This window comes from Pseudomonas sp. FSL R10-0399, from assembly GCF_009600165.1.
Classification (GTDB): Bacteria; Pseudomonadota; Gammaproteobacteria; order Pseudomonadales; family Pseudomonadaceae; genus Aquipseudomonas; species Aquipseudomonas helleri.
The window spans coordinates 16,599-40,906 of sequence record NZ_WIWK01000034.1 but is presented as its reverse complement, the minus strand read 5'-3'; the positions used below and the strand labels follow the sequence as shown (position 1 = coordinate 40,906).

Below are 24,308 nucleotides of genomic sequence, written 5' to 3'. Positions count from 1 at the left end.
CGCCAGGAGGAAAGGCCTTGAAAGACCTACTGAATTTGCTGAAAAACCAGGGTCAAGTCGAAGAGTTCGACGCCATCCGTATTGGATTGGCATCGCCTGAGATGATCCGCTCGTGGTCGTTCGGTGAAGTTAAAAAGCCGGAAACCATCAACTACCGTACGTTCAAGCCTGAGCGTGACGGCCTGTTCTGCGCCAAAATCTTTGGCCCGGTAAAGGATTACGAGTGCCTGTGCGGTAAGTACAAGCGCTTGAAGCACCGCGGTGTGATCTGTGAGAAGTGCGGCGTTGAAGTTGCACTGGCCAAGGTCCGTCGTGAGCGCATGGCTCACATTGAACTGGCCTCGCCAGTTGCCCATATCTGGTTCCTGAAATCGCTGCCGTCCCGTATCGGCTTGCTGATGGACATGACCCTGCGTGATATCGAACGTGTTCTCTACTTCGAGAGCTATGTTGTTATCGATCCAGGCATGACCACCCTTGAAAAAGGTCAGCTGCTGAACGACGAGCAGTATTTCGAAGCGCTGGAAGAGTTCGGCGACGACTTCGATGCCCGTATGGGTGCCGAGGCTGTACGTGAGCTGCTGCACGCTATCGATCTGGAACACGAGATTGGCCGTCTGCGTGAAGAAATTCCGCAAACCAACTCCGAAACCAAAATCAAGAAGCTGTCCAAGCGCTTGAAGTTGATGGAAGCCTTCCTGGGCTCCGGCAACCTTCCTGAGTGGATGGTGCTGACCGTTCTGCCGGTTCTGCCGCCAGATCTGCGTCCGTTGGTTCCGTTGGACGGTGGTCGTTTCGCGACTTCCGACCTCAACGATCTGTATCGTCGAGTGATCAACCGTAACAACCGCTTGAAGCGCCTGCTTGATCTGTCCGCTCCGGACATCATCGTGCGTAACGAAAAGCGTATGTTGCAAGAAGCTGTCGACGCCTTGCTGGACAACGGTCGTCGTGGCCGCGCCATCACGGGTTCGAACAAGCGTCCTCTGAAATCCTTGGCTGACATGATCAAGGGTAAACAAGGTCGTTTCCGTCAGAACTTGCTCGGTAAGCGTGTTGACTACTCGGGTCGTTCGGTAATTACCGTAGGTCCGACCCTGCGTCTGCACCAGTGCGGTCTGCCTAAAAAAATGGCACTCGAGCTGTTCAAACCGTTCATCTTCGGCAAGCTGGAAATGCGTGGTCTTGCTACCACCATTAAAGCTGCCAAGAAAATGGTTGAGCGTGAGCTGCCAGAGGTATGGGACGTTCTTGCTGAAGTAATTCGCGAACACCCGGTGCTCCTCAACCGTGCGCCAACGCTTCACCGTCTGGGTATTCAGGCATTTGAACCGGTACTGATCGAAGGTAAGGCTATCCAGCTGCACCCTCTGGTCTGTGCTGCGTACAACGCCGACTTCGACGGCGACCAGATGGCTGTACACGTACCGCTGACACTGGAAGCCCAGTTGGAAGCCCGTGCGTTGATGATGTCGACCAACAACATTCTGTCGCCAGCGAACGGTGAGCCAATCATCGTTCCTTCGCAGGACGTTGTATTGGGTCTGTACTACATGACTCGTGAAGCGATCAACGCCAAAGGCGAAGGTCGTGTATTCGCGGATCTGCAAGAAGTTGACCGTGTGTTCCGTGCCGGCGAAGCCGCACTGCACGCCAAGGTTAAAGTACGGATCACCGAAACCGTTAACGACCGTGATGGCGGCAGCGTGACCAACACCCGTATCGTCGACACCACTGTCGGCCGTGCGCTGTTGTTCCAGGTTGTTCCAAAAGGCCTGTCGTACGACGTCGTCAACTTGCCAATGAAGAAAAAGGCAATCTCCAAGCTGATCAACCAGTGCTACCGCGTGGTTGGTTTGAAAGAGACTGTGATCTTCGCTGACCAGTTGATGTACACCGGTTTCGCTTACTCGACTATTTCCGGCGTTTCGATCGGTGTTAACGACTTCGTTATCCCGGATGAAAAAGCGCGCATCATCGGTGCTGCTACCGACGAAGTGAAAGAAATCGAAAGCCAGTACGCCTCGGGCCTGGTTACACAGGGCGAGAAGTACAACAAAGTAATCGACCTTTGGTCGAAAGCTAACGATGAAGTTTCCAAGGCGATGATGTCGAACCTCTCGAAAGAGAAGGTTATCGACCGTCACGGTGATGAAGTTGAGCAAGAGTCGTTCAACTCCATGTACATGATGGCCGACTCCGGCGCACGGGGTTCTGCTGCGCAGATCCGTCAGCTGGCCGGTATGCGTGGTCTGATGGCCAAGCCGGACGGTTCCATCATCGAAACGCCGATTACTGCGAACTTCCGTGAAGGTTTGAGCGTACTTCAGTACTTCATCTCCACTCACGGTGCTCGTAAGGGTCTTGCGGATACCGCCTTGAAAACGGCTAACTCCGGTTACTTGACGCGTCGTCTGGTAGACGTAGCGCAGGATCTGGTAGTAACTGAAGTCGACTGCGGTACCGAACACGGTCTGCTGATGACTCCGCACATTGAAGGCGGCGACGTTGTAGAGCCGTTGGGTGAGCGCGTACTGGGTCGAGTAATCGCCCGTGACGTATTCAAGCCAGGTACTGATGAAGTTATCGTTCCTGCTGGCACCCTGGTTGACGAGAAGTGGGTTGAGTTCATCGAGCTGAACAGCATCGACGAAGTGATCGTTCGTTCGCCAATCAGCTGCGAAACCCGTTTCGGTATCTGCGCCAAGTGCTACGGTCGCGATCTGGCTCGTGGTCACCAGGTGAACATCGGTGAAGCTGTCGGCGTAATCGCTGCTCAGTCGATCGGTGAGCCAGGTACACAGCTGACAATGCGTACGTTCCACATCGGTGGTGCGGCAAGCCGGACCTCTGCTGCTGACAGCGTTCAGGTGAAGAATGGCGGTACTGTCCGTCTTCACAACCTGAAGCACGTTGAGCGTGTAGATGGTTGCCTGGTAGCAGTATCGCGTTCGGGTGAGCTGGCAATCGCTGATGACTTCGGTCGTGAGCGTGAGCGTTACAAACTGCCGTATGGTGCCGTAATTTCGGTTAAAGAAGGTGACAAGGTTGACGCTGGCTCGATCGTAGCCAAGTGGGATCCGCACACTCACCCAATCGTTACCGAAATGAAAGGTACCGTGACCTACGTGGGCATGGAAGAAGGCATCACGATCAAGCGTCAGACTGACGAATTGACCGGTATGACCAACATTGAAGTGCTTGACGCCAAAGACCGTCCAGCTGCCGGCAAAGAAATTCGCCCGGCCGTTAAGATGGTAGGTGTTGATGGTAAGGATCTGCTGTTGCCAGGTACCGACGTACCGGCCCAGTACTTCCTGCCAGCCAACGCATTGGTTGGTGTAGCGGATGGTGCGGAAATCGCGATCGGTGACGTTATCGCTCGTATTCCGCAAGAAACTTCGAAAACTCGAGACATCACCGGTGGTCTGCCACGCGTTGCTGACTTGTTCGAAGCGCGTCGTCCGAAAGAAGCCTCTATTTTGGCTGAAGTCAGCGGCACCATCGCGTTCGGTAAAGAAACCAAAGGCAAGCGCCGTCTGGTTATTACCCCGAACGACGGTACCGATCCGTACGAAGAGCTGATTCCAAAGTGGCGTCACCTGAACGTCTTCGAAGGCGAGCAAGTGAACCGCGGCGAAGTTATCTCCGACGGTCCAAGCGATCCACACGACATCCTGCGTTTGCTGGGTGTGAGTGCGCTGGCCAAGTACATCGTTAACGAGATTCAAGACGTTTACCGTCTGCAAGGCGTGAAGATCAACGACAAGCACATCGAGACCATCCTGCGTCAGATGTTGCGTAAAGTTGAAATTTCCGAGTCTGGCGATTCCTCCTTCATCAAGGGCGACCAGATGGAGCTCACGCAGGTACTGGTCGAAAACGAGCGCCTGGGTAACGAAGACAAATTTGTCTCCAAGTTCACTCGCGTTCTGTTGGGTATCACCAAAGCGTCGTTGTCGACTGAATCGTTCATCTCCGCGGCCTCTTTCCAAGAGACAACCCGCGTACTGACCGAAGCAGCGGTAACTGGCAAGCGCGACTACCTGCGCGGCCTGAAAGAAAACGTTGTCGTGGGTCGTTTGATTCCGGCAGGTACTGGTTTGGCCTACCACAGCGAGCGTAAGCGTCGCCGTGATGCAGACAAGCCATTGCGCGTAAGCGCCAGTGAAGTGGAAGCTGCACTGACCGAAGCGCTGAACTCCAGCGGTAACTGAGTTCTGCGATAAATAAGGGTAGGCCCCGGTCTTTCCGTTCATCGAATCAAGACAATTAGTCGAGCTTTGATGGGGGAGGGGTCGGGGCTTTGCCTTGACTGGGGGCAGGATCCTCTTTAGACTCTTGTACCCCTAAATTTGGCGGGGATTCGTTCCTGCCATTTTGCTTTTCTTGCAAGACAATAGCGTCGCAAGACAACAGTGGAGCTAGTAGATGGCAACTATCAACCAGCTGGTACGTCAGCCGCGTAAGCGTATCGTCGAGAAATCCGACGTACCTGCGCTGCAAAACTGCCCGCAACGTCGTGGCGTATGCACCCGTGTGTATACCACTACGCCGAAAAAACCTAACTCGGCACTGCGTAAAGTATGCCGTGTGCGCCTGACCAACGGTTTCGAGGTTTCCTCGTACATCGGTGGTGAAGGTCACAACCTGCAAGAACACAGCGTGGTACTGATCCGTGGCGGTCGTGTAAAAGACTTGCCAGGTGTTCGTTATCACACCGTTCGCGGCTCTTTGGATACTTCCGGCGTTAAAGGTCGTAACCAAGGTCGTTCGAAGTACGGTACCAAGAAGCCGAAGTAGTCTTCGGTCGCTGGTAAATAAATGCAGATTTCTTTTTTTCTGAGTCGATAAGAGTAAGGTCGGGCGTGCATCCACAGGATGTAATGGTCCCGAGCTAACCTGAAGACCGTTTGAGGGCTTATCCATGCCAAGAAGACGCGTAGCAGCCAAGCGCGAAGTGCTTGACGATCCAAAATACGGAAGCCAAATCCTGGCCAAGTTCATGAACCACGTGATGGAAAGCGGTAAAAAAGCCGTTGCCGAGCGTATCGTTTATGGCGCGCTGGAAAAGGTTAAAGAACGTAAGAACGGCGATCCCCTGGAACTCTTCGAGAAAGCACTCGACGCCATCGCTCCGCTGGTCGAAGTGAAGTCGCGCCGTGTAGGCGGTGCTACTTACCAGGTTCCGGTCGAAGTTCGTCCTTCCCGTCGTAACGCTTTGGCAATGCGCTGGTTGGTAGACTTCGCACGTAAGCGTGGCGAAAAGTCTATGGCTTTGCGCTTGGCTGGCGAACTGCTGGACGCTGCTGAAGGCAAGGGCGCAGCAGTTAAGAAGCGTGAAGACGTGCACCGTATGGCTGAAGCTAACAAAGCTTTCTCGCACTACCGCTTCTAATTTCAGCGCTATTCACTTTGCGAGGGCTTTATGGCTCGTACTACACCGATTAACCGCTACCGTAACATTGGTATCTGTGCACACGTGGACGCGGGTAAAACCACGACTACTGAGCGGGTACTTTTTTACACTGGCAAAAGTCACAAGATGGGCGAGGTGCATGATGGCGCCGCGACCACAGACTGGATGGTGCAGGAGCAGGAGCGTGGTATTACCATTACTTCTGCTGCGATCACTACCTTTTGGCAGGGTTCTAACAAGCAGTACGATAACTACCGCTTCAACGTAATCGATACCCCGGGCCACGTAGACTTCACTATTGAAGTTGAGCGTTCCCTGCGTGTACTCGATGGCGCGGTTGTTGTGTTCTGCGGCACCTCGGGTGTTGAGCCTCAGTCCGAAACCGTATGGCGTCAGGCCAACAAGTACGGCGTTCCGCGTCTTGTTTACGTAAACAAGATGGACCGTGCTGGTGCGAACTTCCTGCGCGTGATCGGTCAGATCAAAACTCGTCTGGGTCACACTCCGGTGCCTATCCAGTTGGCTATCGGTTCCGAAGACAACTTCCAGGGTCAGATCGATCTGATGACCATGGAAGCGGTTTACTGGAGCGATGCTGACAAGGGTATGACTGCTCGTCGTGAAGCTATTCCTGCAGAACTGCAAGAGTTGGCTGAAGAGTGGCGCAGCAACATGGTTGAGGCAGCTGCCGAAGCCAGCGAAGAGCTGATGAACAAGTACCTGGAAGGTGAAGAACTCACCATCCCGGAAATCAAAGCGGCTCTGCGTCAGCGTACTATCGCCGGCGAGATCGTTTTGGCTGTTTGCGGTTCTTCCTTCAAGAACAAGGGCGTTCCCCTGGTTCTCGACGCCGTGATCGACTACCTGCCGGCCCCGGTAGATATTCCTGCCATCAAGGGTACTGACCCGGATGACGAGACTATCGAGCTGGAGCGTCATGCAGATGACGCAGAACCGTTCTCGGCTCTGGCGTTCAAGATCGCGACTGACCCATTCGTTGGTACTTTGACCTTCGTCCGCGTTTACTCGGGCGTGTTGAACTCCGGTGACGGCGTAATCAACTCGGTTAAAGGCAAGAAAGAGCGCGTGGGTCGTATGGTGCAAATGCACGCTAACGCCCGCGAAGAGATCAAGGAAGTACGCGCTGGTGACATCGCGGCCTTGATCGGCATGAAGGACGTCACCACTGGTGAAACCTTGTGCAACGCTGACAAGCCAATCATCCTGGTTCGCATGGACTTCCCGGAGCCGGTTATTTCGGTTGCCGTTGAGCCAAAAACCAAGGATGACCAGGAAAAAATGGGTATCGCACTGGGCAAACTGGCTCAGGAAGACCCGTCTTTCCGCGTTAAAACTGATGAAGAGACTGGTCAGACGATCATCTCCGGCATGGGCGAATTGCACCTCGACATCCTGGTTGACCGGATGAAGCGTGAGTTCAACGTTGAAGCCAACATCGGTAAGCCTCAGGTTTCTTATCGTGAGCGCATCACGAAGAACTGTGAAATCGAAGGCAAGTTCGTTCGTCAGTCCGGCGGTCGTGGTCAGTTTGGTCACTGCTGGATCCGTTTTGCACCTGCTGACGAAGGTCAGGAAGGTCTGCAGTTCGTGAACGAAGTGGTAGGTGGTGTGGTTCCTAAGGAATACATCCCGGCTATCCAGAAGGGTATCGAAGAGCAGATGAAGAACGGTGTTGTTGCCGGCTATCCGCTGATCGGCCTGAAGGCTACCGTGTTTGATGGTTCTTACCACGACGTCGACTCCAACGAGATGGCGTTTAAGGTGGCTGCTTCCATGGCTACCAAGCAACTGGCCCAGAAGGGCGGTGGTGAGTTGCTTGAGCCGATCATGGCGGTAGAGGTTGTTACACCTGAAGACTATATGGGTGACGTGATGGGCGACTTGAACCGTCGTCGCGGCATGATCCAGGGTATGGAAGATACGGTCTCCGGCAAAGTTATTCGTGCTGAAGTTCCGTTGGGCGAGATGTTCGGTTATGCGACCGACGTTCGTTCCATGTCTCAGGGTCGCGCAAGCTACTCTATGGAATTCAAAAAATACGATACAGCGCCGTCGCACATCGTCGATGCTGTTACTAAAAAACAAGGCTGATTTAGTTCAGTCCTTTAGGCAAGGAGTTAATTGTCGTGGCTAAAGAAAAATTTGATCGTTCCCTACCGCACGTCAACGTTGGCACTATCGGTCACGTTGACCATGGTAAAACCACGCTGACCGCAGCTCTGACTCGTGTTTGCTCCGAAGTTTTCGGTTCTGCTCGTGTTGACTTCGACAAGATCGACAGCGCGCCAGAAGAAAAAGCTCGTGGTATCACCATCAACACTGCTCACGTTGAGTACAACTCGACTATTCGTCACTACGCTCACGTTGACTGCCCAGGTCACGCTGACTACGTGAAGAACATGATCACTGGTGCTGCCCAAATGGATGGCGCGATCCTGGTTTGTTCGGCTGCTGATGGTCCGATGCCACAAACTCGTGAGCACATCCTGCTGTCCCGTCAGGTAGGCGTTCCGTACATCGTGGTTTTCCTGAACAAGGCTGACCTGGTAGACGACGCTGAGCTGCTGGAACTGGTTGAGATGGAAGTGCGCGATCTGCTGAGCACTTACGACTTCCCAGGCGACGACACTCCGATCATCATCGGTTCTGCTCGTATGGCTCTGGAAGGTAACGACGAAAACGAAATGGGCACCACTGCCGTTCGTAAACTGGTTGAAACTCTGGATACCTACATCCCAGAACCAGTTCGTCTGACCGACAAGCCGTTCCTGATGCCAATCGAAGACGTATTCTCGATCTCTGGTCGCGGTACTGTTGTAACTGGTCGTATCGAGCGCGGTATCGTTCGCGTTCAAGATCCACTGGAAATCGTTGGTCTGCGTGACACAACTGTTACCACTTGCACCGGCGTTGAAATGTTCCGCAAACTGCTCGACGAAGGTCGTGCTGGCGAGAACTGCGGCGTTCTGCTGCGTGGTACCAAGCGTGACGACGTTGAGCGTGGTCAGGTTCTGGTTAAGCCAGGCACTGTTAAGCCTCACACCAAGTTCACCGCAGAAGTATACGTTCTGAGCAAAGAAGAAGGCGGCCGTCATACTCCGTTCTTCAAAGGCTACCGTCCACAGTTCTACTTCCGTACTACTGACGTGACTGGTAACTGCGAGCTGCCAGAAGGCGTTGAAATGGTAATGCCAGGTGACAACATTCAAATGACTGTTACCCTGATCAAAACCATCGCAATGGAAGATGGTCTGCGTTTCGCTATCCGTGAAGGCGGTCGTACCGTCGGCGCTGGCGTCGTAGCCAAAATCATCGAGTAATCGATGATTGCATGAAAAAGCCCCCGCTCAGCGGGGGCTTTTTTTATTGAGTTGACACCTAGTGGGGTCGTCTATAGAATTGCGCCTCCTTTAAACGGGCGTATTGCGCTCGGTGGGAACAGCAATCTGGAGTCTGAAATCCAATGCAAAATCAGCAAATCCGTATCAGGTTGAAGGCTTTTGACCATCGCCTGATCGACCAATCAACCCAGGAAATCGTGGAAACCGCGAAACGTACTGGTGCTCAAGTGCGTGGTCCAATTCCACTGCCTACCCGTAAAGAGCGGTTCACCGTTCTGGTCTCCCCGCACGTCAACAAAGACGCGCGTGACCAGTACGAGATCCGTACTCATAAGCGCGTTCTGGACATCGTTCAGCCAACGGATAAAACCGTTGATGCACTTATGAAGCTTGATCTTGCGGCCGGTGTGGAAGTGCAGATCAGCCTCGGCTAAGACTTGGGTCTTAGTCGTGTAACGCTCTGAAATGGGCGGCCATAGCGGGTGAAAGCCCCGTACACTCATGAGGTTTACAACATGACTATTGGTGTAGTCGGTCGTAAATGCGGTATGACCCGTATTTTCACCGAAGAAGGTGTCTCCATTCCGGTCACGGTCATTGAGATCGAGCCGAATCGCGTCACCCAGTTCAAAACTGAAGAAACCGATGGCTATCGTGCAGTGCAAGTCACTGTCGGCGAGCGTCGCGCTTCGCGTGTAACCGCTGCTCAGGCGGGTCACTTCGCCAAGGCAAACGTTGCTGCTGGTCGTACCGTGCTGGAATTCCGTCTTGAAGAAGGCGAGTACCAAGCTGGCGATCTGATCAACGCTGAAATCTTCGCTGCTGGTCAACTGGTTGATGTAACCGGTCAGTCCAAAGGTAAAGGCTTCCAGGGTACGATCAAGCGTTGGAATTTCCGTGGCCAAGATAACACTCACGGTAACTCCGTTTCCCACCGCGTCCCGGGCTCTATTGGCCAGTGCCAGACTCCTGGTCGTGTATTCAAGGGCAAAAAAATGTCCGGTCATATGGGCGCTGAGCGCGTGACCGTGCAGTCCCTCGAAGTAGTGCGCGTCGACGCTGAACGCAATCTGTTGTTGGTCAAGGGTGCTGTTCCTGGCGCTACTGGCGGCAACCTGGTTGTACGTCCAGCGGCCAAGGCTCGCGGTTAAGGGGAAGCTGACATGCAATTAAACGTAAATGACGCTCAGGCGATCGAAGTTTCCGAACTGACTTTCGGCGGCGAATTCAACGAGACGCTGGTTCACCAAGCAGTCGTGGCCTACATGGCCGGCGGCCGTCAAGGTAGCAAGCAGCAAAAGACCCGTTCTGATGTTCGTGGTGGCGGTAAGCGCCCTTGGCGTCAGAAAGGTACTGGCCGTGCTCGTGCTGGTACTATCCGTAGCCCAATCTGGCGTGGCGGCGGTACCACTTTCGCAGCTCGTCCACAGGATCACTCTCAGAAGCTCAACAAGAAGATGTACCGCGCAGCACTGCGCTCCATCCTTGCTGAACTCGTGCGTACTGATCGTCTGGTCGTGGTTCAGGACTTCGCTGTTGAAGCGCCAAAAACCAAAGATCTGCTGAACAAACTGAATGGCATGGGTCTGACTGACGTCCTGATCGTGTCCGAAGTTGTTGATCAGAACCTGTACCTGGCTGCTCGCAACCTGCCACACGTTGATGTACGTGACGTGCAAGGTTCCGATCCAGTTAGTCTGATCGCATACGACAAGGTGTTGATCACCGTGTCGGCCGTGAAGAAATTCGAGGAGCTGCTGGGATGAACCAGGAACGCGTATTTAAAGTTCTGCTTGGCCCGCACGTTTCCGAGAAGGCTACGGTTCTGGCAGACAAGAAAGGCCAGTTCGTTTTCAAGGTTGCTACAGACGCAACCAAGCTGGAAATCAAGAAGGCCGTCGAAAGCCTGTTCAGCGTGAAAGTTGAGCGTGTTACTACCCTGAACGTTCTGGGTAAGAGCAAGCGCACCGCTCGCGGCGTGGGCAAGCGTAATGACTGGAAGAAGGCAGTAATCTCCCTTCAGCCAGGCCAAGATCTCGATTTCAGCAGCAGTGCTGAGTAAGGAAGGGGTGCATCATGGCAATCGTTAAATGCAAACCGACTTCCCCTGGCCGCCGTCATGTGGTCAAGGTGGTCAACAAGGAGCTGCACAAAGGCGCTCCTCACGCACCGCTGCTCGAGAAAAAATCGAAGTCTGGTGGTCGTAACAACAATGGCCGCATTACCACGCGTCACATCGGTGGTGGTCATAAGCAGCATTACCGTATGGTCGACTTCCGTCGCAACGACAAAGATGGCATTCCAGCCACTGTTGAGCGTATCGAATACGATCCAAACCGTACTGCTCACATTGCTCTTATGCTGTACGCAGACGGCGAACGCCGTTACATCATCGCCCCTAAAGGCGTGAGCGCTGGTGACCAGCTGATCTCGGGTGCTTTGGCCCCGATCAAGCCAGGTAACTCGCTGCAACTGCGCAGCATTCCAGTAGGTAGCACCGTACACGGCATCGAATTGAAGCCAGGTAAAGGCGCGCAAATCGCTCGTTCCGCTGGTGCTTCGGCTCAGCTGGTAGCTCGCGAAGGTGTCTACGTGACCCTGCGTCTGCGTTCTGGTGAAATGCGTAAAGTATTGGCTGAATGCCGTGCAACGCTGGGCGAAGTCTCGAACTCCGAGCACAGCCTGCGTTCGCTGGGTAAAGCTGGTGCCAAACGCTGGCGTGGCGTTCGCCCAACCGTTCGTGGTGTTGCCATGAACCCGGTTGACCACCCACATGGTGGTGGTGAAGGTCGTACCTCTGGTGGTCGTCATCCGGTATCGCCATGGGGCTTCCCGACTAAGGGCGCGAAGACTCGTGGTAATAAGCGTACCGACAAAATGATCGTCCGTCGTCGCAAGTAAATAGAGGGATACGACAGTGCCACGTTCTCTGAAAAAAGGTCCTTTTATTGATCTTCACCTACTGAAGAAGATCGAAGTGGCGGCGGAAAAGAACGATCGCAAACCGGTGAAAACCTGGTCGCGTCGTTCGATGATCCTGCCACAAATGGTCGGTCTGACCATCGCTGTGCATAACGGTCGTCTGCATGTTCCAGTTCTCGTGAACGAAGACATGGTTGGCCATAAACTAGGCGAGTTTGCCGGTACCCGCACTTATCGTGGGCACGTGGCTGACAAGAAAGCCAAGCGTTAAGGGGTAAGGAACGATGGAAGTAGCCGCTAAGTTGTCGGGCGCTCGAATCTCCGCCCAGAAAGCCCGCTTGGTCGCCGACCAGATCCGCGGGAAGAAGGTGGGCGAAGCGCTCAACCTGTTGGCTTTCAGCAACAAGAAAGCCGCCGAGATCATCAAAAAAGTGCTGGAGTCGGCCGTAGCCAACGCCGAGCATAACGAAGGCGCTGACGTTGACGACCTGAAAGTCGCCACCGTTTTCGTCAACGAAGGGCGTTCGCTGAAGCGCATCATGCCGCGTGCCAAAGGCCGCGCTGATCGCATCGTCAAGCGGTCTTGCCATATCACTGTCAAGGTTGCTGACAAGTAACGGAGTCGAAGAGATGGGTCAGAAAGTACATCCCATTGGCATTCGCCTGGGAATCGTCAAGGAGCACACCTCCGTCTGGTACGCAGACGGCCGGACTTATGCGGACTACTTGTTCGCTGATCTGAAGGTGCGTGAATACCTCCAAGACAAACTAAAAAGCGCGTCCGTAAGCCGTATCGATATCCATCGTCCGGCCCAAACTGCACGCATCACCATCCACACCGCTCGTCCAGGTATCGTTATCGGGAAGAAAGGTGAAGATGTTGAGAAGCTGCGTCAGGACCTGACCAAGCAAATGGGTGTGCCTGTGCACATCAATATCGAAGAGATCCGCAAGCCGGAACTCGACGGTATGCTGGTTGCGCAGAGCGTAGCTCAGCAGCTGGAGCGTCGTGTAATGTTCCGTCGCGCGATGAAACGCGCTGTACAGAACGCTATGCGCATTGGTGCCAAAGGCATCAAAATCCAAGTGAGCGGTCGTCTCGGCGGTGCTGAAATCGCACGTACTGAATGGTATCGCGAAGGTCGTGTGCCATTGCACACCCTGCGTGCCGACATCGACTATGCCAACTACGAAGCTCACACCACTTACGGTGTGATCGGTGTAAAGGTTTGGATCTTCAAAGGCGAAGTAATCGGTGGTCGCCAAGAAGAGCTGAAGCCACAAGCACCAGCGCCTCGTAAAAAAGCTGCTAAGTAAGGGGTACGCAAAATGTTACAACCTAAGCGTACGAAGTTCCGCAAGCAAATGACTGGCCACAACCGTGGCTTGGCACTGCGCGGTAGCAAAGTCAGCTTCGGCGAGTATGCGCTGAAGTCTGTTGCTCGTGGTCGTCTCACCGCTCGTCAGATCGAATCAGCGCGTCGTGCACTGACCCGTCACGTTAAGCGTGGCGGCAAGATCTGGATCCGTGTATTCCCGGACAAGCCTATTTCCAAAAAGCCTCTCGAAGTTCGGATGGGTAAAGGTAAGGGTAACGTGGAATACTGGGTTGCCCAGATTCAGCCAGGCAAAGTCCTGTATGAAATCGAGGGTGTTTCTGAAGAGCTGGCGCGTGAGGCTTTCGCCCTGGCTGCTGCAAAGCTGCCGCTCGCCACCTCCTTTGTTAAACGGACGGTGATGTGATGAAAGCGAATGAACTTCGTGAAAAATCCGCACAGCAGCTGAACGAGCAACTGCTCGGCTTGCTGCGCGACCAGTTCAATCTGCGCATGCAGAAAGCAACTGGCCAGTTGGGGCAGTCGCATCTGCTCTCGCAAGTTAAGCGTGACATCGCTCGCGTGAAGACTGTGCTCAAACAGCAGGCAGGTAAGTAATCATGGCTGAAGCCGAAAAAACTGTCCGTACGCTGACTGGCCGTGTTGTCAGCGACAAGATGGACAAGACCATCACCGTTCTGATCGAACGTCGCGTTAAGCACCCGATCTACGGTAAATACGTTAAGCGTTCGACTAAGCTGCACGCGCACGACGAAACCAATCAGTGCCACATCGGCGACAAAGTCACTATTCGTGAAACTCGTCCGCTGGCCAAGACTAAGTCTTGGGCTCTGGTTGATGTTCTCGAACGCGCTGTGGAAGTCTAAGGACTAGGGGTCGGAGAAATTATATGATTCAGACTCAATCCATGCTCGATGTGGCCGATAACAGCGGCGCACGCCGTGTTATGTGCATCAAGGTGCTGGGTGGCTCCCATCGTCGTTACGCTGGTATCGGTGACATCATCAAAGTTACCGTCAAGGAAGCAATTCCTCGCGGTAAAGTGAAAAAAGGCCAAGTGATGACTGCTGTAGTAGTCCGCACTCGTCACGGCGTACGTCGTGCTGATGGCTCCATTATCCGCTTTGATGGCAACGCTGCTGTTCTTCTGAACAACAAGCAAGAGCCGATCGGCACCCGTATCTTTGGGCCAGTGACCCGTGAACTTCGCAACGAGAAGTTCATGAAGATCGTCTCGCTCGCCCCAGAAGTGCTGTAAGGAGATCCGACATGCAAAAGATTCGTCGTGACGACGAGATCATCGTGATCGCCGGCAAAGACAAAGGTAAGCGCGGTAAGGTGCTTAAGGTTCTCGCTAACAACCGTCTGGTTGTTGGTGGTCTGAACCTGGTTAAGCGTCATACCAAGCCTAACCCGATGTCGGGCGTGCAAGGCGGTATCGTCGAGAAAGAAGCTCCACTGGACGCTTCTAACGTGGCCATTTTCAACGGCGAAACCAACAAGGCTGACCGCGTTGGTTTCAAAGTAGAAGAAGGCAAAAAAATTCGTGTCTTCAAGTCGACCCAAAAAGCGGTTGATGCTTGAACACTGCTAGGTAGATGAGACCATGGCACGACTAAAAGAGATTTACCGGAAGGAAATCGCTCCGAAACTTAAGGAAGAACTTAAGCTTTCGAACGTGATGGAAGTTCCGCGCGTTACCAAAATCACCCTGAACATGGGCTTGGGCGAAGCGATCGGCGACAAAAAAGTCATCGAGCACGCAGTAGCTGATTTGGAAAAAATCACCGGTCAAAAAGTTGTTGTGACCTACGCTCGCAAATCCATCGCTGGCTTTAAAGTCCGTGAAGGTTGGCCGATCGGCGTCAAAGTAACTCTGCGCCGTGAGCGTATGTACGAATTCCTGGATCGTCTGCTGTCGATCTCCCTGCCTCGGGTTCGCGACTTCCGCGGCCTGAATGCCAAGTCCTTCGATGGTCGTGGCAACTACAGCATGGGCGTTAAAGAGCAGATCATTTTCCCGGAAATTGACTACGACAAAATCGATGCTCTTCGCGGTCTGGACATCACCCTGACCACCACTGCTCGGACGGATGACGAAGGTCGCGCATTGCTGCGTGCTTTCAAATTCCCGTTCCGCAACTGATTGGAGTAGGACCATGGCCAAGATGAGCATGAAAAACCGCGAGCTGAAACGTCAGCTCACGGTTGCCAAGTTCGCCAAGAAGCGTGCTGAGCTGAAAGCTATCATCGTTGATCTGAACGCAAGTCCAGAAGCACGTTGGGAAGCTCAAATCGCTCTGCAGAAGCAGCCACGTGACGCAAGCGCTTCGCGCATGCGTAACCGCTGCCGCCTGACTGGTCGTCCGCACGGTGTTTACCGCAAGTTCGGCCTGGGCCGTAACAAATTGCGTGAAGCAGCAATGCGCGGTGACGTACCAGGTCTGGTTAAAGCTAGCTGGTAAGGCGTACCGACAAAGTTATCGCTGTCGGGGTCGCAAGATCCTGACAGCCGGTGACCTTGTACATGAATCAAGCCCCTATTGGGGCTTGATTCATTTCTGGCGTGTGTCTAGAATGACCGGCTCGCCAGAGCCTGTGCTTTTTGAGTACAGAGTCACTCGGTGACAGTTGTAGCCGCAAGGCTAATTCTTTTTGTATCAGGAGCGTCTAGCCCATGAGTATGCAGGACCCGTTAGCGGACATGCTAACTCGAATCCGTAATGCCCAGATGGCTGAAAAGTCTGTCGTAAGCATGCCGTCTTCCACGTTGAAGGTAGCTGTAGCCAAAGTTCTGAAGGACGAAGGTTACATCGCGGATTTTCAGATCAGCAGCGAAATCAAACCACTGCTGTCTATCGAGCTGAAGTACTTCGAAGGCCGTCCGGTTATCGAAGAAGTTAAGCGCGTTAGCCGTCCAGGTCTGCGTCAGTACAAGTCCTCCGATGATCTGCCAAAAGTTCGTGGCGGCCTCGGTGTGTCCATCGTCTCCACCAACAAAGGTGTGATGACGGATCGTGCTGCGCGCGCTGCCGGTGTCGGCGGCGAAGTTCTTTGCACAGTGTTCTAAGGGGGGATAAGCATGTCACGCGTCGCTAAGAACCCCGTTAAGCTGCCAGCTGGTGTCGAAGTTAAATTCGCCGGCCAACAGCTTTCGGTGAAGGGTGCTAAAGGCACTCTAGAACTGAACATCCATTCGTCGGTTGAAATCGTTGAAGAAGCTGGTGAGCTGCGTTTCGCTGCTCGCAATGGCGATCAACAAACTCGCGCAATGGCTGGTACCACTCGTGCGTTGGTAAACAACATGGTCCAAGGCGTAAGCCAAGGCTTCGAGCGTAAGCTCCAGCTGGTCGGTGTTGGTTACAAAGCGCAAGCAAAAGGCACAGTGCTGAACCTGGCTCTTGGCTTCTCGCACCCAGTGGATTACGAACTGCCGGAAGGCATCACCGCTGAGACTCCTAGCCAGACCGATATCCTGATCAAGGGCATCGACAAGCAGCTGGTAGGTCAAGTGGCCGCTGAGATCCGCGACTTCCGTCCACCAGAGCCTTACAAAGGTAAAGGTGTGCGTTACGCGGACGAAGTCGTCCGCCGTAAAGAAGCCAAGAAGAAGTAGGGCCTAGCAAATGACCGACAAAAAAGTTACTCGACTGCGTCGCGCTCGCAAAGCACGTCTGAAAATGCACGAATTAGAAGTCGTGCGTCTCTGCGTGTTCCGCTCTTCGCAGCACATCTATGCCCAGGTCATCTCGGCCGACGGCAGCAAAGTCCTGGCAAGCGCCTCGACTTTGGACAAAGAACTGCGTGATGCTGCCACTGGCAACATCGACGCGGCCACAAAGGTTGGCCAGCTGGTCGCTACGCGTGCAAAAGCCGCTGGCGTCTCGCAGGTGGCTTTCGACCGCTCTGGCTTCAAGTACCACGGCCGCGTGAAAGCGCTGGCTGAGGCTGCTCGTGAAGCTGGGCTGGAGTTCTAAGTTATGTCAAATAACGACCAAAAGCGCGACGAAGGCTACATTGAGAAGCTGGTTCAAGTTAACCGCGTAGCCAAAACCGTTAAAGGCGGCCGTATCTTCACTTTCACCGCGTTGACCGTGGTTGGTGATGGTAAAGGGCGCGTTGGCTTCGGCCGTGGCAAGTCACGTGAAGTGCCTGCTGCGATCCAGAAGGCAATGGAAGCTGCTCGCCGCAACATGATTCAAGTTGACCTGAACGGCACAACTCTGCAGTACGCAATGAAGTCTGCTCACGGCGCTTCGAAGGTGTACATGCAGCCTGCTTCTGAAGGTACCGGTATCATCGCTGGCGGCGCTATGCGTGCTGTCCTCGAAGTTGCTGGCGTTCAGAACGTTCTGGCTAAGTGCTACGGCTCGACTAACCCGGTAAACGTGGTTCACGCCACTTTCAAGGGTTTGAAAGCTATGCAATCTCCTGAGTCCATCGCTGCTAAGCGTGGCAAAAGCGTCAAGGAGATCTTCTGATCATGGCTACCGTAAAAGTAACGCTGATCAAAAGCATGACCGGCCGCATCCCTAACCACAAATTGTGCGTTAAGGGTCTGGGTCTGCGTCGCATCGGTCACACTGTAGAAGTCCAGGATACTCCCGAGAATCGCGGGATGATCAACAAGGCTTACTACATGCTGCGTGTCGAGGGTTAATCGATGAAACTCAATGATCTGAGTCCAGCGCCGGGTTCCCGTCGCGAAAAGCATCGTCCGGGCCGTGGTATCGGTAGTGGTTTGGGTAAGACTGGTGGCCGTGGTCACAAAGGTCAAACTTCCCGCTCCGGTGGCACAATTGCTCCAGGCTTTGAAGGCGGTCAACAGCCGCTGCATCGTCGTCTGCCTAAGTTCGGTTTCGTTTCCCTGAAAGCTATGGATCGCGCAGAAGTGCGTCTGTCCGAGCTGGCTAAAGTGGAAGGCGACATCGTAACTCTGCAGACCCTGAAAGATGCCAACGTGATCAACGTCAACGTACTGCGTGTGAAAATCATGCTGTCCGGTGAAGTTGCTCGCGCTGTCACAATCGGCAAGGGAATCGGCGCCACCAAAGGTGCGCGTTCGGCTATCGAAGCAGCTGGCGGCAAGTTCGAGGAATAAATGGCTAAGCAAGGTGCTCTCTCAGCGCTCAGCAAAGGCGGGTTATCCGAGCTCTGGGCTCGTCTGCGTTTTCTATTCCTGGCGATTATCGTCTACCGGATAGGCGCACACATTCCAGTTCCAGGCATTAACCCCGACCGGCTGGCGGACCTGTTTCGACAGAATGAGGGGACCATACTTAGCTTGTTCAACATGTTTTCCGGCGGTGCGCTGGAGCGGATGAGTATTTTTGCGCTGGGGATCATGCCGTACATTTCGGCATCGATCATCATGCAGCTTATGTCCGCTGTCAGCCCACAGCTGGAGCAGTTGAAGAAGGAAGGTGAAGCTGGTCGTCGCAAGATAAGCCAGTACACCCGCTACCTCACTGTCGCTCTCGCTCTCGTCCAGGCCATTGGCATGTCCATAGGTCTGGCGGGGCAGGGCGTAGCGTTCACTGGTGATCTAGGCTTCCATTTCGTTGCAGTAACCACATTTGTGGCGGGTGCAATGTTCATGATGTGGCTGGGTGAGCAGATTACTGAGCGTGGTGTTGGCAACGGTATCTCGATGTTGATTTTTTCGGGTATCGTCGCCGGTCTTCCGAGAGCAATTGGGCAGTCTTTTGAGTCTGCGCGTCAGGGCGATATCAATATCTTCGCCTTGGTTGCTATCGGTTTGCTGGCAGTAGCGATTATCGGTTTCGTGGTGTTCATTGAGCGTGGTCAGCGTCGTATTGCTGTTCACTACGCCAAGCGTCAGCAAGGCCGCAAGGTGTTTGCTGCGCAGACTAGCCACCTACCGCTGAAAGTGAATATGGCCGGTGTTATTCCGGCTATTTTTGCGAGCAGCATTTTGCTGTTCCCGGCTTCGCTGGGTGCCTGGTTCGGTCAGTCTGAAGGTATGGGCTGGTTGCAGGACATCTCGCAGTCGATCGCTCCTGGTCAGCCGTTGAATATTCTGCTGTTTAGTGCAGGGATTATTTTCTTCTGCTTCTTCTATACGGCGTTGATGTTCAATCCGAAAGACGTAGCGGAAAACCTGAAGAAGTCCGGTGCCTTTATTCCGGGTATCCGTCCAGGTGAGCAGTCGGCACGCTATATTGATGGCGTTTTGACTCGTTTGACTCTGTTCGGTGCTCTTTATATGACGGCCGTATGTCTGCTGCCCCAGTTCCTGGTGGTTGCGGCAAACGTTCCGTTCTACCTTGGCGGGACCTCGTTGCTGATCGTGGTCGTGGTTGTTATGGACTTTATGTCGCAAGTACAATCGCACCTCGTTTCGCACCAGTACGAATCCCTGATGAAGAAAGCCAACCTGAAGGGCTACGGCAGCGGCATGCTGCGCTGAAGTTCCCATAAGGTTAGAGGAGTTGGTGATGAAAGTTCGTGCATCGGTGAAAAAGCTGTGCCGTAACTGCAAGATTATTCGCCGCGAAGGTGTTGTTCGGGTAATTTGCAGCGCGGAACCACGTCACAAACAGCGCCAAGGCTGAGTGTGATCTGTTTGAAGCCCAGCAGCTAGTGCGCTGCTGGGTTGATTATTTGTTATTACAGCGATATTATCTCGCGCCCTATTTCTTGGCTTCCGGGGCGTAGGTAGCTGTCAATTGGAGTCCCACTGAATGGCCCGTATTGCAGGCGTTAACATTCCAGATAACAAGCACACTGTTATCTCGCTGACCTACATCTTTGGTGTTGGTCGCACTACTGCACAGAAAATCTGTGTGGATGCTGGTGTAAACCCAGCCGCTAAGATCAAGGATCTGAGCGACGAGCAGATTGAGTTGCTGCGTGGCGAAGTGGCAAAGTTCACCACTGAAGGTGACCTGCGTCGTGAAGTCAACATGAAAATCAAACGCTTGATGGACTTGGGCTGCTACCGCGGTCTGCGCCATCGTCGTGGTCTTCCAGTGCGCGGTCAGCGTACCAAGACCAACGCGCGTACTCGCAAAGGTCCGCGTAAGCCGATCCGCAAGTAATCGCACCAGCGAATCGACAGGAATTTAGTCATGGCAAAACCTGCTGCTCGTCCTCGTAAAAAAGTAAAAAAGACAGTGGTTGATGGCATCGCCCACATCCACGCGTCTTTCAACAACACAATCGTGACCATCACCGACCGTCAGGGTAACGCGCTTTCTTGGGCTACCTCCGGTGGTTCGGGTTTCCGCGGTTCTCGCAAGTCCACCCCGTTCGCTGCTCAAGTAGCTGCTGAACGTGCTGGTCAAGCTGCGCTGGAATATGGCCTGAAAAACCTTGACGTTAACGTTAAGGGCCCAGGTCCAGGTCGTGAGTCCGCTGTCCGTGCTTTGAACGGCTGTGGCTATAAGATCGCCAGCATCACCGACGTGACGCCAATCCCGCACAACGGGTGCCGTCCGCCGAAGAAGCGCCGCGTGTAATCCAGGAGACTGTAAAGAATGGCTCGTTACATTGGTCCAAAATGCAAACTGGCACGTCGTGAAGGCACTGATCTCTTCCTGAAGAGTGGTGTGCGCGCTATCGAATCGAAGTGCAATATTGAAGCTGCTCCAGGCATCCACGGCCAACGCCGCGGTCGCCAATCCGACTACGGCACCCAACTGCGTGAAAAGCAGAAGGTCCGTCGTATCTACGGCGTTCTCGAGCGTCAATTCAGCGGCTACTACAAACAAGCTGCTGGCAAGAAAGGCGCAACTGGCGAAAACCTGTTGCAACTGCTCGAATGCCGTCTGGATAACGTCGTATACCGTATGGGCTTCGGTTCTACTCGTGCCGAATCCCGTCAGTTGGTATCGCACAAGTCGATCAGCGTAAACGGTCAAACCGTTAACGTTCCGTCCTACCAGGTTCGTGCTGGTGACGTGGTCGCTATCCGCGAGAAAGCAAAGAACCAGCTTCGCATTGTCCAAGCTCTCGATCTGTGTGCCCAACGTGGCCGCGTAGAATGGGTAGAAGTAGACACTGAGAAGAAGTCGGGCGTTTTCAAGAACGTTCCAGCTCGCAGTGATCTGTCCGCCGACATCAACGAAAGCCTGATTGTCGAGCTCTACTCCAAGTAAGGGCTAGAAAATAGGTGCATCCATGCAGATTTCGGTAAATGAGTTCCTGACACCCCGCCACATTGATGTGCAGGTTGTCAGTCCAACCCGCGCTAAAATCACTCTCGAGCCTCTCGAGCGTGGTTTTGGCCACACCCTGGGCAACGCGCTGCGCCGCATCCTGTTGTCCTCAATGCCAGGCTGTGCAGTAGTCGAGGCCGAGATTGATGGTGTGCTCCACGAGTACAGCGCCATCGAAGGTGTACAGGAAGACGTAATTGAAATCCTGTTGAACCTTAAAGGTCTGGCTATCAAGCTGCACGGCCGTGACGAAGTTACGCTGACCTTGTCGAAGAAGGGTTCGGGGGTGGTTACCGCTGCCGATATTCAGCTGGATCATGATGTCGAGATCGTTAATCCCGATCACGTAATCGCCAACCTGGCGTCTAACGGCGCCTTGAACATGAAGCTCACCGTAGCTCGTGGTCGTGGTTATGAACCAGCCGACTCGCGTCAGAGCGATGAAGACGAAAGCCGCAGCATCGGTCGCTTGCAGCTCGACTCTTCGTTCAGCCCGGTTCGCCGTATCGCATACGTGGTGGAAAACGCCCGTGTCGAGCAGCGTACTAACCTGGACAAGTTGGTAATTGATCTGGAGACCAACGGTACACTGGATCCTGAAGAGGCTATCCGTCGTGCTGCAACCATCCTGCAACAGCAGTTGGCTGCATTCGTCGACCTCAAAGGTGACAGCGAGCCAGTGGTTATCGAACAGGAAGACGAGATCGATCCGATCCTGCTTCGTCCGGTTGACGATCTGGAACTGACCGTGCGTTCGGCCAACTGCCTTAAGGCGGAGAACATTTACTACATTGGTGACCTGATTCAGCGCACCGAAGTAGAACTGTTGAAGACTCCGAACCTGGGCAAGAAATCCTTGACCGAAATCAAGGACGTTCTGGCCTCCCGTGGTCTGTCCCTCGGCATGCGCCTCGACAACTGGCCGCCTGCAAGTCTTAAGAAGGACGACAAGGCGACTGCCTGATCGTCGTAATCACCGAACGTTGTGTTTGGTAAGGAATGAACCATGCGTCATCGTAAAAGTGGTCGTCACCTGAGCCGCACTAGCTCGCACCGCAAGGCTATGTTTCAAAACATGGCAGTGTCGCTGTTCGAGCACGAGCTGATCAAAACGACTCTGCCGAAAGCCAAAGAATTGCGTCGCGTTGCTGAGCCGCTGATTACTCTGGCCAAGATTGATTCTGTTGCTAACCGCCGTCTGGCTTTCGACCGTACTCGTTCGAAAGCTATGGTTGGTAAGCTGTTCAACGATCTGGGCAAGCGTTATGCAACTCGTGAGGGTGGCTACCTGCGCATCCTCAAGTGCGGTTTCCGCGCTGGCGACAACGCGCCTATGGCGTACGTCGAGTTGGTTGATCGTCCAGTTGGCGGTGAAGCTGTATCCGCTGAGTAAGACGTCAGTCTCTACAAAGAACCGGGCCTAGTGCCCGGTTTTTTGTGTCTGTTCGATTGTAAAAAGCTATTGAGTTCGACAATTTAATGCATTTGCCCACACAGGTATCGTGGTCAATACTCTTCCTCAGCCGATTAGCCGGCAGCATCAAGACTGACTGAGGAAGGATTAGCATGAGCCAGACCAAAACCCTGACGACCGCCAGCGGCGCCCCTGTTGCTGACAACCAGAACTCTCGTTCGGCTGGGCCTCGGGGCCCGTTGTTGCTCGATGACTTTCACCTGATCGAAAAACTCGCGCACTTCAACCGCGAAAATATTCCAGAACGTCGCGTGCACGCCAAAGGTTCGGCTGCCCATGGCACGTTCACACTGACCCGTGACATCAGCCAATACAGCAGCGCCAAGCTGTTTGACACCGTTGGCAAGCAAACCCCGACTTTCTTGCGCTTCTCAACCGTGGGCGGTGAACGTGGCTCTGCTGACACCGAGCGCGACCCGCGTGGTTTTGCCCTCAAGTTCTACACCGAAGAAGGTAACTGGGACATCGTGGGCAACAACACCCCGGTTTTCTTCATTCGTGATCCGCTGAAATTCCCTGACTTTATCCACACCCAAAAACGCTTGCCGCAAAGCAACCTGAAAAGTGCACAGATGAAGTGGGATTTCTGGTCGCATTCACCAGAGTCGCTGCACCAGGTCACCATCCTGTTCTCGGACCGCGGCATTCCTGATGGCTACCGCCATATGCACGGTTTTGGCAGTCACACCTACAGCCTGATCAATGCGGCCGGTGAGCGTCATTGGGTCAAGTGGCATTACAAAACCAAGCAAGGCATCAAAAACTTGCCGCCAGAAGAAGCCGCACGTCTGGCAGGCACTGACCCGGACTACGCCCAGCGCGACCTGTTCGAAGCCATCGAGCGCGGGGACTATCCGAAATGGCGTGTGTGCATCCAGATCATGACCGAGGCCCAGGCAGCGACGCATCGTGACAACCCGTTCGACGTCACCAAAACCTGGTCGCAAAAAGAGTTTCCGCTGATCGAGATCGGTGAACTTGAGCTCAACCGCAACCCGCTCAACTACTTTGCAGAAGTTGAACAGGCAGCATTTGGCCCAAGCAACATGATCCCGGGTGTCGGTCTGTCCCCTGATCGCATGCTCCAAGGCCGTGTATTCGCTTATGCAGATGCTCATCGCTACCGTGTAGGCACCAACCACCAGCACCTGCCCATCAACGCCCCGCGTGTGCCTGCGCACAACTATCAGCGCGACGGTTCGATGGCCTATGGCAACAATGGGGGTGCTGCGCCTAACTACGAACCCAACAGCTACGCTGACGCGCCCAAGCAGGCCCCGCAGTACGCTGAACCACCCTTGGCGCTCAGTGGCGCAGCAGACCGCTACGACCACCGTGAAGACACCGACTACTACAGCTACGCCGGTGCTCTGTTCCGCTTGATGAATGATGACCAGAAAGCCCTGCTCATCAACAACATCGCCGGTGCGATGGAAGGCGTGACCGACGACGTTGTTCAGCGTCAGTTGCAGCACTTCCTCAAAGCAGACCCGGCCTATGGTCAAGGCGTTGCCAAAGCCTTGGGTGTAACGGTGAAGTAAGTCTAAGTGAGAAGCAGAACCGCCCTCAAATGGGCGGTTTTTGCGTTATTTAGACGTGTTTTCTGTGAAAATT

General features: G+C 54.0%; 34 protein-coding genes. All 34 read left to right on the top strand.

Annotation, left to right across the window (positions count from 1 at the left end; translation table 11 throughout):
* The first annotated feature begins 17 nt into the window (after nt 1-17).
* The 34 genes from rpoC (at nt 18) to GHO41_RS12225 (ending at nt 24,235) form a co-directional block, all read left to right on the top strand.
* The gene (rpoC, locus tag GHO41_RS12390; protein WP_048373851.1) at nt 18-4,217 is read left to right on the top strand and encodes a DNA-directed RNA polymerase subunit beta'; all 4,200 of its coding nucleotides are present in this window, start codon (nt 18-20) and stop codon (nt 4,215-4,217) included.
* 214 nt (nt 4,218-4,431) lie between these two features.
* Complete coding sequence (gene rpsL / locus GHO41_RS12385; protein ID WP_002555494.1) at nt 4,432-4,803, top strand: 30S ribosomal protein S12; 372 nt, start codon at nt 4,432-4,434, stop codon at nt 4,801-4,803.
* Nucleotides 4,804-4,927: 124 nt separating this feature from the next.
* On the top strand, nt 4,928-5,398 hold the full coding sequence (gene rpsG / locus GHO41_RS12380) for a 30S ribosomal protein S7 (RefSeq protein WP_019409900.1): 471 nt from the start codon (nt 4,928-4,930) through the stop codon (nt 5,396-5,398).
* Nucleotides 5,399-5,428: 30 nt separating this feature from the next.
* Entirely contained in the window at nt 5,429-7,531 is a 2,103-nt protein-coding gene (gene fusA / locus GHO41_RS12375; RefSeq protein ID WP_048373849.1) for an elongation factor G, read from the top strand.
* A 35-nt stretch (nt 7,532-7,566) separates the two neighbouring features.
* Nucleotides 7,567-8,760 (top strand): elongation factor Tu, encoded by a 1,194-nt coding sequence (gene tuf, locus GHO41_RS12370; protein WP_048373848.1) that lies wholly within the window; start codon nt 7,567-7,569, stop codon nt 8,758-8,760.
* 143 nt (nt 8,761-8,903) lie between these two features.
* Nucleotides 8,904-9,215: a 30S ribosomal protein S10 gene (rpsJ, locus tag GHO41_RS12365; RefSeq protein ID WP_003186070.1), complete on the top strand. Its 312-nt coding sequence runs from the start codon at nt 8,904-8,906 to the stop codon at nt 9,213-9,215.
* A gap of 81 nt (nt 9,216-9,296) precedes the next feature.
* Complete coding sequence (rplC, locus tag GHO41_RS12360) at nt 9,297-9,932, top strand: 50S ribosomal protein L3 (protein ID WP_019409902.1); 636 nt, start codon at nt 9,297-9,299, stop codon at nt 9,930-9,932.
* A 12-nt stretch (nt 9,933-9,944) separates the two neighbouring features.
* Nucleotides 9,945-10,547: a 50S ribosomal protein L4 gene (gene rplD, locus GHO41_RS12355; protein WP_048373846.1), complete on the top strand. Its 603-nt coding sequence runs from the start codon at nt 9,945-9,947 to the stop codon at nt 10,545-10,547.
* Complete coding sequence (rplW, locus tag GHO41_RS12350; RefSeq protein WP_003444375.1) at nt 10,544-10,843, top strand: 50S ribosomal protein L23; 300 nt, start codon at nt 10,544-10,546, stop codon at nt 10,841-10,843. The genes rplD and rplW overlap by 4 nt, the downstream gene beginning before the upstream one ends.
* A 14-nt stretch (nt 10,844-10,857) precedes the next feature.
* Complete coding sequence (rplB, locus tag GHO41_RS12345; protein ID WP_048373844.1) at nt 10,858-11,682, top strand: 50S ribosomal protein L2; 825 nt, start codon at nt 10,858-10,860, stop codon at nt 11,680-11,682.
* 16 nt (nt 11,683-11,698) lie between these two features.
* On the top strand, nt 11,699-11,974 hold the full coding sequence (gene rpsS, locus GHO41_RS12340) for a 30S ribosomal protein S19 (RefSeq protein ID WP_003232420.1): 276 nt from the start codon (nt 11,699-11,701) through the stop codon (nt 11,972-11,974).
* Between the two features lie 13 nt (nt 11,975-11,987).
* On the top strand, nt 11,988-12,320 hold the full coding sequence (gene rplV, locus GHO41_RS12335; protein WP_003444373.1) for a 50S ribosomal protein L22: 333 nt from the start codon (nt 11,988-11,990) through the stop codon (nt 12,318-12,320).
* A 13-nt stretch (nt 12,321-12,333) separates the two neighbouring features.
* On the top strand, nt 12,334-13,020 hold the full coding sequence (gene rpsC, locus GHO41_RS12330; RefSeq protein ID WP_003176422.1) for a 30S ribosomal protein S3: 687 nt from the start codon (nt 12,334-12,336) through the stop codon (nt 13,018-13,020).
* 12 nt (nt 13,021-13,032) lie between these two features.
* On the top strand, nt 13,033-13,446 hold the full coding sequence (gene rplP, locus GHO41_RS12325) for a 50S ribosomal protein L16 (RefSeq protein ID WP_019409905.1): 414 nt from the start codon (nt 13,033-13,035) through the stop codon (nt 13,444-13,446).
* Nucleotides 13,446-13,637, top strand: coding sequence for a 50S ribosomal protein L29 (gene rpmC / locus GHO41_RS12320; RefSeq protein WP_003444371.1), 192 nt, complete (start codon nt 13,446-13,448; stop codon nt 13,635-13,637). The genes rplP and rpmC overlap by 1 nt, the downstream gene beginning before the upstream one ends.
* A gap of 2 nt (nt 13,638-13,639) precedes the next feature.
* The gene (gene rpsQ, locus GHO41_RS12315) at nt 13,640-13,906 is read left to right on the top strand and encodes a 30S ribosomal protein S17 (protein WP_003176419.1); all 267 of its coding nucleotides are present in this window, start codon (nt 13,640-13,642) and stop codon (nt 13,904-13,906) included.
* Between the two features lie 23 nt (nt 13,907-13,929).
* Nucleotides 13,930-14,298 (top strand): 50S ribosomal protein L14, encoded by a 369-nt coding sequence (gene rplN, locus GHO41_RS12310; protein ID WP_011063774.1) that lies wholly within the window; start codon nt 13,930-13,932, stop codon nt 14,296-14,298.
* Nucleotides 14,299-14,309: 11 nt separating this feature from the next.
* Entirely contained in the window at nt 14,310-14,624 is a 315-nt protein-coding gene (gene rplX, locus GHO41_RS12305) for a 50S ribosomal protein L24 (protein WP_048373841.1), read from the top strand.
* A 22-nt stretch (nt 14,625-14,646) separates the two neighbouring features.
* The gene (gene rplE / locus GHO41_RS12300) at nt 14,647-15,186 is read left to right on the top strand and encodes a 50S ribosomal protein L5 (protein WP_003186044.1); all 540 of its coding nucleotides are present in this window, start codon (nt 14,647-14,649) and stop codon (nt 15,184-15,186) included.
* A gap of 13 nt (nt 15,187-15,199) precedes the next feature.
* Nucleotides 15,200-15,505: a 30S ribosomal protein S14 gene (gene rpsN, locus GHO41_RS12295; protein WP_048373839.1), complete on the top strand. Its 306-nt coding sequence runs from the start codon at nt 15,200-15,202 to the stop codon at nt 15,503-15,505.
* A 212-nt stretch (nt 15,506-15,717) separates the two neighbouring features.
* A complete protein-coding gene (gene rpsH, locus GHO41_RS12290) occupies nt 15,718-16,110 on the top strand; it encodes a 30S ribosomal protein S8 (RefSeq protein ID WP_048373837.1) in 393 nt (130 codons plus the stop codon).
* A gap of 12 nt (nt 16,111-16,122) precedes the next feature.
* A complete protein-coding gene (rplF, locus tag GHO41_RS12285) occupies nt 16,123-16,656 on the top strand; it encodes a 50S ribosomal protein L6 (protein WP_003176412.1) in 534 nt (177 codons plus the stop codon).
* Nucleotides 16,657-16,666: 10 nt separating this feature from the next.
* Nucleotides 16,667-17,017: a 50S ribosomal protein L18 gene (rplR, locus tag GHO41_RS12280; RefSeq protein WP_003444364.1), complete on the top strand. Its 351-nt coding sequence runs from the start codon at nt 16,667-16,669 to the stop codon at nt 17,015-17,017.
* A 3-nt stretch (nt 17,018-17,020) separates the two neighbouring features.
* On the top strand, nt 17,021-17,521 hold the full coding sequence (gene rpsE, locus GHO41_RS12275) for a 30S ribosomal protein S5 (RefSeq protein WP_003186035.1): 501 nt from the start codon (nt 17,021-17,023) through the stop codon (nt 17,519-17,521).
* 2 nt (nt 17,522-17,523) lie between these two features.
* On the top strand, nt 17,524-17,700 hold the full coding sequence (rpmD, locus tag GHO41_RS12270; RefSeq protein WP_003176408.1) for a 50S ribosomal protein L30: 177 nt from the start codon (nt 17,524-17,526) through the stop codon (nt 17,698-17,700).
* A gap of 3 nt (nt 17,701-17,703) precedes the next feature.
* Nucleotides 17,704-18,141 (top strand): 50S ribosomal protein L15, encoded by a 438-nt coding sequence (rplO, locus tag GHO41_RS12265; protein ID WP_153433721.1) that lies wholly within the window; start codon nt 17,704-17,706, stop codon nt 18,139-18,141.
* Nucleotides 18,142-19,470, top strand: coding sequence for a preprotein translocase subunit SecY (gene secY / locus GHO41_RS12260; RefSeq protein ID WP_003444361.1), 1,329 nt, complete (start codon nt 18,142-18,144; stop codon nt 19,468-19,470).
* Nucleotides 19,471-19,498: 28 nt separating this feature from the next.
* Nucleotides 19,499-19,615 (top strand): 50S ribosomal protein L36, encoded by a 117-nt coding sequence (rpmJ, locus tag GHO41_RS12255; RefSeq protein WP_002555468.1) that lies wholly within the window; start codon nt 19,499-19,501, stop codon nt 19,613-19,615.
* A gap of 129 nt (nt 19,616-19,744) precedes the next feature.
* Nucleotides 19,745-20,101: a 30S ribosomal protein S13 gene (gene rpsM, locus GHO41_RS12250; protein ID WP_048373831.1), complete on the top strand. Its 357-nt coding sequence runs from the start codon at nt 19,745-19,747 to the stop codon at nt 20,099-20,101.
* Nucleotides 20,102-20,131: 30 nt separating this feature from the next.
* Nucleotides 20,132-20,521, top strand: a complete 390-nt coding sequence (gene rpsK, locus GHO41_RS12245; RefSeq protein WP_002555466.1) for a 30S ribosomal protein S11 — start codon at nt 20,132-20,134, stop codon at nt 20,519-20,521.
* Between the two features lie 18 nt (nt 20,522-20,539).
* Complete coding sequence (gene rpsD / locus GHO41_RS12240) at nt 20,540-21,160, top strand: 30S ribosomal protein S4 (protein ID WP_003444359.1); 621 nt, start codon at nt 20,540-20,542, stop codon at nt 21,158-21,160.
* A 22-nt stretch (nt 21,161-21,182) separates the two neighbouring features.
* Nucleotides 21,183-22,184 carry a DNA-directed RNA polymerase subunit alpha gene (rpoA, locus tag GHO41_RS12235; RefSeq protein WP_003176403.1) on the top strand — a complete coding sequence of 334 codons (1,002 nt, stop codon included), beginning with the start codon at nt 21,183-21,185 and terminating at the stop codon, nt 22,182-22,184.
* A gap of 42 nt (nt 22,185-22,226) precedes the next feature.
* Entirely contained in the window at nt 22,227-22,613 is a 387-nt protein-coding gene (gene rplQ / locus GHO41_RS12230; RefSeq protein ID WP_016779185.1) for a 50S ribosomal protein L17, read from the top strand.
* 173 nt (nt 22,614-22,786) lie between these two features.
* The gene (locus GHO41_RS12225) at nt 22,787-24,235 is read left to right on the top strand and encodes a catalase (RefSeq protein ID WP_048373827.1); all 1,449 of its coding nucleotides are present in this window, start codon (nt 22,787-22,789) and stop codon (nt 24,233-24,235) included.
* Nucleotides 24,236-24,308: the final 73 nt, after the last annotated feature.

Excerpts from the sequence above, each read along its gene's own strand:
- rpsL (WP_002555494.1), top strand. The coding sequence starts at position 4,432 with ATGGCAACTATCAACCAGCTGGTACGTCAGCCGCGTAAGCGTATCGTC.
- rpsG (WP_019409900.1), top strand. The coding sequence starts at position 4,928 with ATGCCAAGAAGACGCGTAGCAGCCAAGCGCGAAGTGCTTGACGATCCA.
- fusA (WP_048373849.1), top strand. The coding sequence starts at position 5,429 with ATGGCTCGTACTACACCGATTAACCGCTACCGTAACATTGGTATCTGT.
- rpsJ (WP_003186070.1), top strand. The coding sequence starts at position 8,904 with ATGCAAAATCAGCAAATCCGTATCAGGTTGAAGGCTTTTGACCATCGC.
- rplC (WP_019409902.1), top strand. The coding sequence starts at position 9,297 with ATGACTATTGGTGTAGTCGGTCGTAAATGCGGTATGACCCGTATTTTC.
- rplD (WP_048373846.1), top strand. The coding sequence starts at position 9,945 with ATGCAATTAAACGTAAATGACGCTCAGGCGATCGAAGTTTCCGAACTG.
- rplW (WP_003444375.1), top strand. The coding sequence starts at position 10,544 with ATGAACCAGGAACGCGTATTTAAAGTTCTGCTTGGCCCGCACGTTTCC.
- rplB (WP_048373844.1), top strand. The coding sequence starts at position 10,858 with ATGGCAATCGTTAAATGCAAACCGACTTCCCCTGGCCGCCGTCATGTG.
- rplV (WP_003444373.1), top strand. The coding sequence starts at position 11,988 with ATGGAAGTAGCCGCTAAGTTGTCGGGCGCTCGAATCTCCGCCCAGAAA.
- rpsC (WP_003176422.1), top strand. The coding sequence starts at position 12,334 with ATGGGTCAGAAAGTACATCCCATTGGCATTCGCCTGGGAATCGTCAAG.
- rplP (WP_019409905.1), top strand. The coding sequence starts at position 13,033 with ATGTTACAACCTAAGCGTACGAAGTTCCGCAAGCAAATGACTGGCCAC.
- rpmC (WP_003444371.1), top strand. The coding sequence starts at position 13,446 with ATGAAAGCGAATGAACTTCGTGAAAAATCCGCACAGCAGCTGAACGAG.
- rpsQ (WP_003176419.1), top strand. The coding sequence starts at position 13,640 with ATGGCTGAAGCCGAAAAAACTGTCCGTACGCTGACTGGCCGTGTTGTC.
- rplN (WP_011063774.1), top strand. The coding sequence starts at position 13,930 with ATGATTCAGACTCAATCCATGCTCGATGTGGCCGATAACAGCGGCGCA.
- rplX (WP_048373841.1), top strand. The coding sequence starts at position 14,310 with ATGCAAAAGATTCGTCGTGACGACGAGATCATCGTGATCGCCGGCAAA.
- rplE (WP_003186044.1), top strand. The coding sequence starts at position 14,647 with ATGGCACGACTAAAAGAGATTTACCGGAAGGAAATCGCTCCGAAACTT.
- rpsN (WP_048373839.1), top strand. The coding sequence starts at position 15,200 with ATGGCCAAGATGAGCATGAAAAACCGCGAGCTGAAACGTCAGCTCACG.
- rpsH (WP_048373837.1), top strand. The coding sequence starts at position 15,718 with ATGAGTATGCAGGACCCGTTAGCGGACATGCTAACTCGAATCCGTAAT.
- rplF (WP_003176412.1), top strand. The coding sequence starts at position 16,123 with ATGTCACGCGTCGCTAAGAACCCCGTTAAGCTGCCAGCTGGTGTCGAA.
- rplR (WP_003444364.1), top strand. The coding sequence starts at position 16,667 with ATGACCGACAAAAAAGTTACTCGACTGCGTCGCGCTCGCAAAGCACGT.
- rpsE (WP_003186035.1), top strand. The coding sequence starts at position 17,021 with ATGTCAAATAACGACCAAAAGCGCGACGAAGGCTACATTGAGAAGCTG.
- rpmD (WP_003176408.1), top strand. The coding sequence starts at position 17,524 with ATGGCTACCGTAAAAGTAACGCTGATCAAAAGCATGACCGGCCGCATC.
- rplO (WP_153433721.1), top strand. The coding sequence starts at position 17,704 with ATGAAACTCAATGATCTGAGTCCAGCGCCGGGTTCCCGTCGCGAAAAG.
- secY (WP_003444361.1), top strand. The coding sequence starts at position 18,142 with ATGGCTAAGCAAGGTGCTCTCTCAGCGCTCAGCAAAGGCGGGTTATCC.
- rpmJ (WP_002555468.1), top strand. The coding sequence starts at position 19,499 with ATGAAAGTTCGTGCATCGGTGAAAAAGCTGTGCCGTAACTGCAAGATT.
- rpsM (WP_048373831.1), top strand. The coding sequence starts at position 19,745 with ATGGCCCGTATTGCAGGCGTTAACATTCCAGATAACAAGCACACTGTT.
- rpsK (WP_002555466.1), top strand. The coding sequence starts at position 20,132 with ATGGCAAAACCTGCTGCTCGTCCTCGTAAAAAAGTAAAAAAGACAGTG.
- rpsD (WP_003444359.1), top strand. The coding sequence starts at position 20,540 with ATGGCTCGTTACATTGGTCCAAAATGCAAACTGGCACGTCGTGAAGGC.
- rpoA (WP_003176403.1), top strand. The coding sequence starts at position 21,183 with ATGCAGATTTCGGTAAATGAGTTCCTGACACCCCGCCACATTGATGTG.
- rplQ (WP_016779185.1), top strand. The coding sequence starts at position 22,227 with ATGCGTCATCGTAAAAGTGGTCGTCACCTGAGCCGCACTAGCTCGCAC.
- GHO41_RS12225 (WP_048373827.1), top strand. The coding sequence starts at position 22,787 with ATGAGCCAGACCAAAACCCTGACGACCGCCAGCGGCGCCCCTGTTGCT.